Genomic DNA, 9219 nt, shown 5'->3' with positions numbered 1-9219 from the left:
TTGCTAGCTTTTCGTTAATTGTTTTTCAAATGTATTCATTAAAGAAAATTTATGGTGATTATACAATAAGTTATATTAGTTCAATTACTTATTATAATTATTTAGGAGACAAAGCGAATTGTTATAAAAATGGTATAGATTTCATACCAGGAAAAACGGAGAGATCTAAAAAATTTAGATTATTATCAAGTCATGAAATGAAAGAAATTGCGGAAAATGATTTAAAATACCAACTTAAAAACAATACCTTAAATTTGATTAAAGCTTATTTTTACTGTATTTACTCAAATACTCACAAAGGGAATTACATTGTTAGTGAGTGTAAAAATGAAAAAGAGACCAGTTATTTTAATTTTTTTTATTTTTTGTTTAAGGCCGTTTCTAAAATACAGAATATATTATTTACGATTGTTAGTGTGATTTTTTCATTTTATTGTTTGCTGAATTTTAGAAAAATAAATACATTTTATTTGATAGTTGCCACATTCATTTTGTATGTGTTTTTTATTTCTGCGCTATCTTGTTTTCAATGTGATAGATTTCATATTGCTTTTTTTCCTTTGCTTATAATCCTTTTTTCAGGCTTAATGCAATACTTTCAAAAAAAAATCGGATAGTGTTTAGCTATCCGATTTAGTACATTTATTTTTTTACTACCTTAATGACTTCTTTAGTAGTATCTGAAACGACATTTAACATGTAGATTCCACTATTCAAATCAGAAATATCTAACTTATCAACAAATCCATTAATTGACCTAATTGTTCTTCCGTTTAAATCAACTAATTCTAAAGATTTGATGTTACTACTTCCATTCAATTGTAAATGTAAAACATCATCTGTTGGATTAGGATAAACAACTACTTGATTAAGTCCTAATTCAAATGAAGCAGCTGGCAATAAAGTAGTTGTATTGGTAGCCTTAACAGTCAAATTATCCCATTTCATTACAGAAGAAGCTGCATTCGAAGTTCCTGCCACTGTAACATAATCAATTTCAGCTGGGATTGTTGAAGTAGCTGCTCCCATAACTCCACCAACGGTAGCCATACCAGGAGCATTCCATAGTACCTGACCTGTAGTGTAATTATAACTCATTCCTACTCTATGCCATGTATTTTGTGCTAAAACTAAACCTCCTGTTACCAAATTAAAAGAATAATTATCTAATGTACCTGCATTATTGTAATAAGCAATACCAGATAATTTTCTTGTTTCTGGAACAAATTGTAAGCCTGCTAAAACTTTAGTAGCAGTAGCATCATACAAGTAAATCAAATGGGCATTTTTACTAGTAGAAGTTCCACCTACATACAAATCAATCTCGATTTCAATAATATTGTTACCGCTTGTTCTTGTTCCCCATAATGTTGACAAACCATCTTTCCACATAAATAAAGCAGAAGGAGTAGTACCCGTTTGACCCGTAATTTGAAGTACTTTATCATGCGTACCACCTTCACTTACAATTTGATAGTTAGTCACAGCGCCATTGTAGTTGAAATATCCTCCTTGACCAGCAACTGCTCCACCTGTAGAGGTACAAACGTTTCCAACAGTGTAAGAATCAAATGTTTCAGTTGTTAAAACTTGCGCTTCAACAGAAAAACCTAATGCTAATAAAGCAATACAAAGTAATTTTTGTTTCATATAGTGTAATTTATTTTTTCCAAAAATAATAATAACAGTTTTATTTTACTGTAGATTTAACAAATAATTATCTAAAAGAACCATAGCCGTCAAGGCTTCAACAATGGGAACTGCTCTTGGAACGACACATGGATCATGCCTCCCTTTTCCTTGCTGTTTAACGATTGCTCCTGTAACTGTCAATAAGTCTTGTTGTTGCAATAATGTTGCTACAGGTTTAAAAGCTACACGAAAATAAATATCCATACCATTACTTATTCCGCCTTGTATACCTCCAGAAAAATTAGTTTTTGTAGAACCATCTTCATTAAACAAATCATTATGCACACTTCCACGCATTCTGGCACTTTCAAAACCTGATCCGTATTCAAATCCTTTAACTGCGTTAATAGTCAACATGGCTTTTCCTAGTTCGGCATGCAGTTTATTAAAAATAGGTGCTCCTAATCCAACAGGGACATTTTGTACTACACATGTAATCACACCACCAATGGTATCCCCTTCTTTTTTAATTTTAGAAATTAACGTTTCCATTTCTAATGCCGTTGAAGGATCTGGACATCTAACGGGATTGGTTTCAATTAAATCTAAATTCAATTCATTGTAGCATTTATTCAATGTAATTGGCCCTACCGAAGAAACATAGGCATTAATTTTAATTTGAGGTAAAACCTGCTTAGCAATTGCACCCGCAACAACCCAATTGACGGTCTCTCTTGCTGAAGACCTTCCTCCTCCTCTAAAATCTCTATGTCTATATTTTTGCTGATAAGTAAAGTCTGCATGATTTGGCCTAAAAGTATCTTTTAAATGGTCATAATCCGTAGATTTCTGATTTTCATTTTCAATAATAAAACCGATGGAAGCTCCCGTAGTCTTTCCTTCAAAAATACCAGATAGAAACTGAACTTTGTCACTCTCTTTTCGTTGTGTAACAATTTTTGATTGCCCAGGTCTTCTTCGATTTAATTCGTTTTGTATAAAATCAAAATCAATAGTAATTCCCGCAGGACAACCATCGATAATGCCTCCTAATGCCTTGCCATGAGATTCTCCAAAAGTGGTTAATTTAAACAATGTTCCAAAGGTATTTGCCATGAGTAGTAGTATTTAAAACAAAATTAGATATTTATTTGTTATATTAGCACAAACATTTATTAAACATGAAAAGACTACTTCTATTTACGTTCATTGGCTTGAATTTATTTGCTTGTTCTTCTGATAATGGAGAAAATAACACCAATAATCCGGATGTTGTTTTTCCAGTTCCGTTGCAATCAGGAAACTATTGGACTTATGATGTTATCGGGAATGGAACAAATTCAAGAGATTCTTTATATATATCTGGAGATACAATCATTCAATCTAAATCATACAAAAAATTCAAAACAAAAAATGACATCTCTAATGGATTTTATTCAACTGCACTAAAAAATAATGGTGTAAGAGAAGAAAATCAGTTACTAGTATTGAATGGTGATTTTTCATTTGGTCAAGGACAAACACTACCTGTTGGTTTAGATTTAACATTAAATGATTTCATTATCTTTAAAAAAAATGCCTCAGAAGGTGAATTGTTAAGTAGTAAATCGGGGAGCTTTGAGCAAACAATCAATAACATTCCTATGGTTATTGAATATAATTTAAAATCACAAGGAGGCGTTACATTAAATTCTTTTATAAGTCCTAACGGAGATTCTTATTCAGAAGTGAAAACAACAAAAATAATTTTAAATTTAAAAGTAAGTACAATACAAGTTTTTAATGGTGTGCCATTTACCATTACCCTCTTCCCTTCACAAGATGTGGTTACTTCTACTCAATACATCGCTAAAAATATTGGCGTTGTTTATACTAAAACAATTACAAACTATACACTGGATAATAACCTTGCTGGTCAATTAGGCATTCCAGCTACTACCAATCAGACGCAAGAAGAATTTCTAGACACCTATATAGTCAATTAAATTGAACTTATAATTGTGAAAGAAAAATCAAAAATAATGTAACGCTATTTAAGTGTACAACTTCTACATTTGTAACATATAATTAAATAGATGAAACATGAAAAAAAATTTATTTACAGCTATTTTGTTAGTAGTATTAGCATGTAGTGGACAGGCACAGAATTTATCAAAAAACGCTTTAGGATTACGACTAGGTGACAATGACGGTTTTGGAGGTGAAATTTCATATCAGCGAGCTATTTCCTCTGATACTCGATTAGAATTTGATTTGGGATGGAGAAATAGTAAAGATTATGATGCGGTTAAACTAGCGGCTCTACATCAATGGGTTTGGAATATTGATGGAGGATTCATTTGGTATGCGGGTATAGGAGGTGGAATTGGTTCTTGGAAAACAAATACGTATTACATCAACAATGTGAAATATAAAGGTGATTCGAACACCGTGTTGTTTGCTGCGGGTGATATTGGTATTGAATACAATTTCGACATTCCATTACAACTTTCATTAGATTTTAGACCAGAAATCTATTTCTCTGATAGTATTAATGATGATTTTGGTCCTGATGTTGCATTAGGAATTCGATACAAATTTTAAAAATAAAAATCCCCGATTGGGGATTTTTAGTATTGCAAAACAATTTTTTTATTTTTTAATACTTGTACAAAGATGCACGGTGAGGTACTTGCACTTGTGGTCAGTTCATCAATTGTAGGTACAGTCTCTTTAAAAGAAAAGATCATTTGGTCTTTTGTTTCTTTAACTTCATTAAGAACCACATCATAACCCCCAGTAGGTTTTTCTCCTAAATAATAAGCTAGTAGATTATATTTTTTAAAATCAATATTTAAAAAAATGGTATAATCTTTAGCATCAATATTCATCTCAGATACTAAATTAGAAAGTTCTTCATTCGAGGTGATGATTTGATGTTCTTTTGTCTTCTTCGAACTCATCTGACTTTTATAAATAACTTTGTAGGATTCCTCTATTGGAGCTGTTTTAGTTTCAACATTGGGTTTATGAGCAGTTAATTCCGATTTGCATCCCAGTAAGAATACAAAAGAAAAATGAAAAATTATAAGACTTAATTTCATAAGCTATTTTATCTTTTGTTTAAAGCTTGGTTGTACATCTCTTCATAAAGAGGTAGAATATGGTTAATATCATATTTTTTAGCCACTTCAAAAGCAGCCTTTTTAAATTGGGCATGCACGGCTTCATCTTGTAAAATAGCAATCGCATTTTTACTCATATCTTCTACATCACCTACGTTGCTTAGATAACCTGATATTCCATGTTCATTTACTTCTGGAATTCCTCCTGAGTTACTTGAAATTACAGGTACGCCAAAAGCCATAGCTTCTAATGCCGCCAATCCAAAACTTTCCGTTTCTGAAGGTAATAAAAACAAATCCGAGTATTTTAATATTTGATCAATATCATTACTGTTTCCAAAAAAGATGACTTTATCTGAAATGCCTAAATCCTCACACATTTTTTCAGCAACTAATTTTTCAGGACCTTCGCCTACCATCATTAATTTTGAGGGAACACTTTTTTGAATAGTATAAAAAGTTTTTACTACATCTGGAATGCGCTTCACCTTTCTAAAATTAGAAATATGGGTTATGATTTTTTCATCATTTGGAGCCAAAACCGAACGATGACATTTTTGTCCTTTAATGATATGTTTTTCTTCATCAATTTCAATGAAATTAGGAATAACGTGAATTTCTTTCTTAATATCAAATAGACGATATGTATCTTCCTTTAAACTTCTTGAAACACTAGTCACATAATCTGATTGATTGATACTGAACGTTACCGCGGTTTTATAAAAAGGATGATTACCAACAAGTGTAATATCCGTACCATGAAGTGTGGTAATCATTGGTATATAAATCCCTTCATCTTCTAACATCTTTTTAGCCATATACCCCGCATAAGCATGAGGAATAGCATAATGTACATGCAAGACATCAATTTTATGCAATTTTACCATATCAACTAATTTACTTGACAAGGCTAATTCATAGGGTTGATAATGAAATAGAGGATAATTGGGTACATTCACCTCATGAAAGTAAATATTAGGGTTTAGTAATGATAACCGAACCGGCTGTTTATAAGTAATAAAATGAATTTCATGTCCTTTTTGAGCTAATTCCAAACCTAGTTCGGTAGCTACTACTCCACTTCCTCCAAATGTTGGATAACAAACAATAGCAATTTTCATAATTTATTTTTTGAAATTCATTTCATAACAAGAAATCCAATCTTGTACAGACATCTTGGTTACTAACTCTGCAATTAAATCAAAAGGAATATCCTCCTCTTTTTTAAAACGCATACAACTTTTACCTATATCTAATTTTTTCTTAGAATGTTTGGGAAATTCGCTAATAAACCAATCGTAAAGTTCCTTCTTTGCATATAATCCCATATGATAAAGATTAATGCTATTTTTTTGAGAAGCAAAACTTAAAAAAGGTAATGGCAATTTAGGGTTACAATGGTATCCTGCCGGGTATATAGAATGTGGAACAGCATAGCCAACCATACCATACCCCATGCCCTCTGTAAAACCTTCAGGCAAATGTGTAATGATAACTTCTCTTAATCTTTTAACAGCTTCTTTTCGCTCTTCGGGCAACTGTTCAATATATTCTTGTGGTGTTGTAGCGGTTGATAGCATAGTTACTCTGTAATAGATTGATAAATGATTTCCTGAATTTGTTCTCTAATATTTAGTTTAGAAAGTTTATTTGGCTCAGCATTAGGATAAGTTCTATTGGATAAAAAAACATAAACAATTTCTTTTTCAGGGTCTGCCCATGCCATAGTTCCTGTGAAACCTGTGTGACCAAAACTAGTCATGGAAACACAACCACACGTAGGACCTTCTTTACCTAACTGAGGCTTGTCAAAACCAACCCCTCGTCTATTACCATCTTTGCAATAGTAACATTTATTAAAATCGTTAAATGTTTTTTCACTGAAAAACTCTTGATCTCCATATTTACCTTTTTGAAGGTACAATTGCATCATTTTTGCAACATCAATTGAATTAGAAAATAATCCAGCATGACCTGAAACGCCGCCTTGCATAGCCGCTGCCATATCATGCACATAACCCTGAATCGTTTGATATCTAAAATAAGTATCCTCTTCTGTAGGCGCTATTCGGGTCGATTCAAATTTATTCAATGGATTATATGTCATAGTAGTTGCCCCCAGATGTTTGTAAAACTGTTCTTCTACTAGTACATCTAATTTTTTATCTAAAGCACGTTCTAAATATTCTTTTAAAATAATAAAAGAAAAATCACTGTACTTGTATTGCTTTTTATCTAACAAAGGAGAATCAGCAATCATTTTGAGCATAACGGTATTGTAATCTTTTCTCAAATAAAGATTATTAGCCACTTTAGTAGGAAACTCTTCAGAATAAGCCATTCGATAATATAAAGAATCTGGATGCTTTAAAGAGTCTAAGGTATTTTTATAAAAAGGAATCCAAGCCTGAAAACGCGCTTGATGGGTTAACATATCTAGTAAAGTAGCATCGGCTTTATTAGAATTTTCAAAAAGAGGTAACATTTGACACAAATGTGTATCCAATGAAATTCTTTTCTTATCGTATTGTTTCATCACCATTGGTAAGGTAGCGAGCACTTTAGTTAGTGATGCCACATCATAAATATCGGTGTTTTTTACTTTTTGAATACTGTCGTATTTTTGGAAACCAAAAGATTTTCTATAAATAATTTGTCCTTTTCTAGCAACCAAAATTTGCATTCCGGGAGTTGCCTTTTGTTTAATAGCATAAGTAGCTATTGAATCGATCTTGGCTAATTTTTTCGAATCCATGCCTACATTCTCAGGAACGGTAAATCCTAATCGATCTAACTTTTGAGTTGGTAATCCTTGATTTACTTCAAAATTATCCTTTATAGTAACAGGCAGTTTCCCTTTAGCAACTCTTGCTCCAAAAATAATTTCTGCAGTTACCGTTTGAGCTATATCAGTGTTTTGATAAGCTTGAATTACAACTTCTGTATGATCAAAATTAGGTATTTTTAGTAAAGAATAAGGCTTGGTAAAAAAAGCTAAAATAGTTTCTTTTTCTTTTGAAATTTTATCAATCCAATTAATTTCTTTAAAAGTTAATTCGTTTTTTCTCCATGCACCATCTGGTTTATGATAGCCCACAATAACTTTAGTAAAATCAGTTAAATCTAACAATGCTGTATCTAAATTAAAAGCGGTAATTTCTGTAACATCAGCATAATCTTTTAACTTAGCTAAGAACATTTCATTTGATCCATCCCCTAACTTCACATAAGCAATCTTTTCTCTCTCTAACTTTTTTAATGGAATTAATTTACTTTCATTTTTTAAAACGGTAATGGCATTTTCATATAACTGATAATTCAAAGCTTCATATTCAATTGCATTTAAATCTTCATATAAATTCTTAATTTCAACTGGTTTATACTGATTCAGTCCAACTTGATATTTATACTTCAATATTTTTTTCACCGAATAAGCCAATCGCTCTTCTGTAAAAAGATTAGCTTGAAAAGCTTCTTTAAACTTATCAATTGCTTTAGGTACATTTTCAGCAAATAAAAGCACATCATTACCTGCCAAGAAAGCTTCTAAATCAATATCTCCAGGTTGTTTAAAATTACTAGCCCCTTTCATATTCAAGGCATCTGTAAAAATTAAGCCATCAAATTGCAATTCATTTTTAAGCAAATCCGTTACCACTTTGTTAGATAATGAACTCGGATAGCCTTCTCTACTTTCAATACTTGGAACATTTAAGTGCGCTACCATGACACTTGAAAGTCCATTCTTTATTAACTCTTTATAAGGATAAAGTTCTACACTATCTAATCGTTGCTTATCAAAAGGTACCACAGGTAAGGTATGATGAGAATCTGTTCCTGTATCTCCATGCCCTGGGAAATGTTTCGCTGTTGCAAAAATCCCGTTATCTTGCAAGCCTTTCATGTAAGCAAGGGCTTTAGCTGTAACATTTAATTTATCTTCTCCAAAAGACCTATTTCCAATAATTGGATTATTGGGATTAGTATTAATATCTACAACTGGACCAAATGTGAAATGAACACCTAATCGTTTGGATTGTTTTGCCATTTGAGCGCCCATTTTTTCAATCAATTTATTATCTTGAATGGCTCCCAATGTCATATTCCAAGGATATTTAACTGTAGAATCTAATCGCATGCTAAATCCCCATTCAGCGTCATTACCAATAAGCATTGGTATTTTACTTTGAGCTTGAAAACGATTCGTTAAAAGAGCTTGTCTAACAGGACCACCTTGAAAAAAAATGAGCCCTCCAATTTTATACTTTGCAATTAATTTATCTAAATCTTGAGCATGATCTTCTTTCTTATTAGAGTAAGCCGCAACCATAAAAAGTTGTCCCACCTTTTCCTCAAAAGTCATGGAATTGTATAAACTATCAACCCATTTTTTTTGCTGGTTGCTATCTATTTTTTGTGAAAATGAATAATTATAGGTTAAAAAAAGAAATAATATAAATGAAAATGATCGCATAAATTTGGG

Annotated in this window: 8 protein-coding genes; 2 read left to right on the top strand and 6 right to left on the bottom strand. The window is 31.8% G+C overall.

All coding sequences use genetic code 11. The features are described 5' to 3' along the window. Window positions 1-642 precede the first annotated feature (642 nt). Window positions 643-1650 carry a T9SS type A sorting domain-containing protein gene (locus QZ824_RS09360; protein ID WP_291275755.1) on the bottom strand — a complete coding sequence of 336 codons (1008 nt, stop codon included), beginning with the start codon at window positions 1648-1650 and terminating at the stop codon, window positions 643-645. 45 nt (window positions 1651-1695) lie between these two features. Continuing rightward, window positions 1696-2748, bottom strand: coding sequence for a chorismate synthase (gene aroC / locus QZ824_RS09355; RefSeq protein ID WP_291275754.1), 1053 nt, complete (start codon window positions 2746-2748; stop codon window positions 1696-1698). A gap of 65 nt (window positions 2749-2813) precedes the next feature. On the opposite strand from aroC, the gene QZ824_RS09350 reads away from it, so the two are divergent. Both QZ824_RS09350 and QZ824_RS09345 read left to right on the top strand, forming a co-directional pair. Next, on the top strand, window positions 2814-3617 hold the full coding sequence (locus tag QZ824_RS09350; protein WP_291275753.1) for a hypothetical protein: 804 nt from the start codon (window positions 2814-2816) through the stop codon (window positions 3615-3617). Window positions 3618-3714: 97 nt separating this feature from the next. Continuing rightward, entirely contained in the window at window positions 3715-4215 is a 501-nt protein-coding gene (locus QZ824_RS09345) for a hypothetical protein (RefSeq protein ID WP_291275752.1), read from the top strand. A gap of 26 nt (window positions 4216-4241) precedes the next feature. Here QZ824_RS09345 and QZ824_RS09340 read toward each other — a convergent pair whose 3' ends face one another. Genes QZ824_RS09340 through QZ824_RS09325 form a run of 4 tightly spaced genes read right to left on the bottom strand, consistent with a single transcriptional unit; the run spans window position 4242 to window position 9210 of the window. Continuing rightward, window positions 4242-4715, bottom strand: coding sequence for a protease complex subunit PrcB family protein (locus QZ824_RS09340; protein ID WP_291275751.1), 474 nt, complete (start codon window positions 4713-4715; stop codon window positions 4242-4244). An 8-nt stretch (window positions 4716-4723) separates the two neighbouring features. Further along, on the bottom strand, window positions 4724-5857 hold the full coding sequence (gene bshA / locus QZ824_RS09335; RefSeq protein WP_291275750.1) for an N-acetyl-alpha-D-glucosaminyl L-malate synthase BshA: 1134 nt from the start codon (window positions 5855-5857) through the stop codon (window positions 4724-4726). Window positions 5858-5860: 3 nt separating this feature from the next. After that, window positions 5861-6316: a DUF1801 domain-containing protein gene (locus tag QZ824_RS09330; protein ID WP_291275749.1), complete on the bottom strand. Its 456-nt coding sequence runs from the start codon at window positions 6314-6316 to the stop codon at window positions 5861-5863. Between the two features lie 2 nt (window positions 6317-6318). Next, window positions 6319-9210: a glycoside hydrolase family 3 N-terminal domain-containing protein gene (locus tag QZ824_RS09325; protein WP_291275756.1), complete on the bottom strand. Its 2892-nt coding sequence runs from the start codon at window positions 9208-9210 to the stop codon at window positions 6319-6321. Window positions 9211-9219 lie beyond the last annotated feature (9 nt).

The organism is Flavobacterium sp., assembly GCF_021151785.1.
Lineage (GTDB): Bacteria > Bacteroidota > Bacteroidia > Flavobacteriales > Flavobacteriaceae > Flavobacterium.
The sequence above is the reverse complement of the archived record's forward strand: the minus strand, read 5'-3'. Positions and strand labels throughout refer to the sequence as shown.

Bases quoted from the DNA above. Each gene is read 5' to 3' on its own strand.
- QZ824_RS09360 (WP_291275755.1), bottom strand. From the start codon at position 1,650: ATGAAACAAAAATTACTTTGTATTGCTTTATTAGCATTAGGTTTTTCT.
- aroC (WP_291275754.1), bottom strand. From the start codon at position 2,748: ATGGCAAATACCTTTGGAACATTGTTTAAATTAACCACTTTTGGAGAA.
- QZ824_RS09350 (WP_291275753.1), top strand. From the start codon at position 2,814: ATGAAAAGACTACTTCTATTTACGTTCATTGGCTTGAATTTATTTGCT.
- QZ824_RS09345 (WP_291275752.1), top strand. From the start codon at position 3,715: ATGAAAAAAAATTTATTTACAGCTATTTTGTTAGTAGTATTAGCATGT.
- QZ824_RS09340 (WP_291275751.1), bottom strand. From the start codon at position 4,715: ATGAAATTAAGTCTTATAATTTTTCATTTTTCTTTTGTATTCTTACTG.
- bshA (WP_291275750.1), bottom strand. From the start codon at position 5,857: ATGAAAATTGCTATTGTTTGTTATCCAACATTTGGAGGAAGTGGAGTA.
- QZ824_RS09330 (WP_291275749.1), bottom strand. From the start codon at position 6,316: ATGCTATCAACCGCTACAACACCACAAGAATATATTGAACAGTTGCCC.
- QZ824_RS09325 (WP_291275756.1), bottom strand. From the start codon at position 9,210: ATGCGATCATTTTCATTTATATTATTTCTTTTTTTAACCTATAATTAT.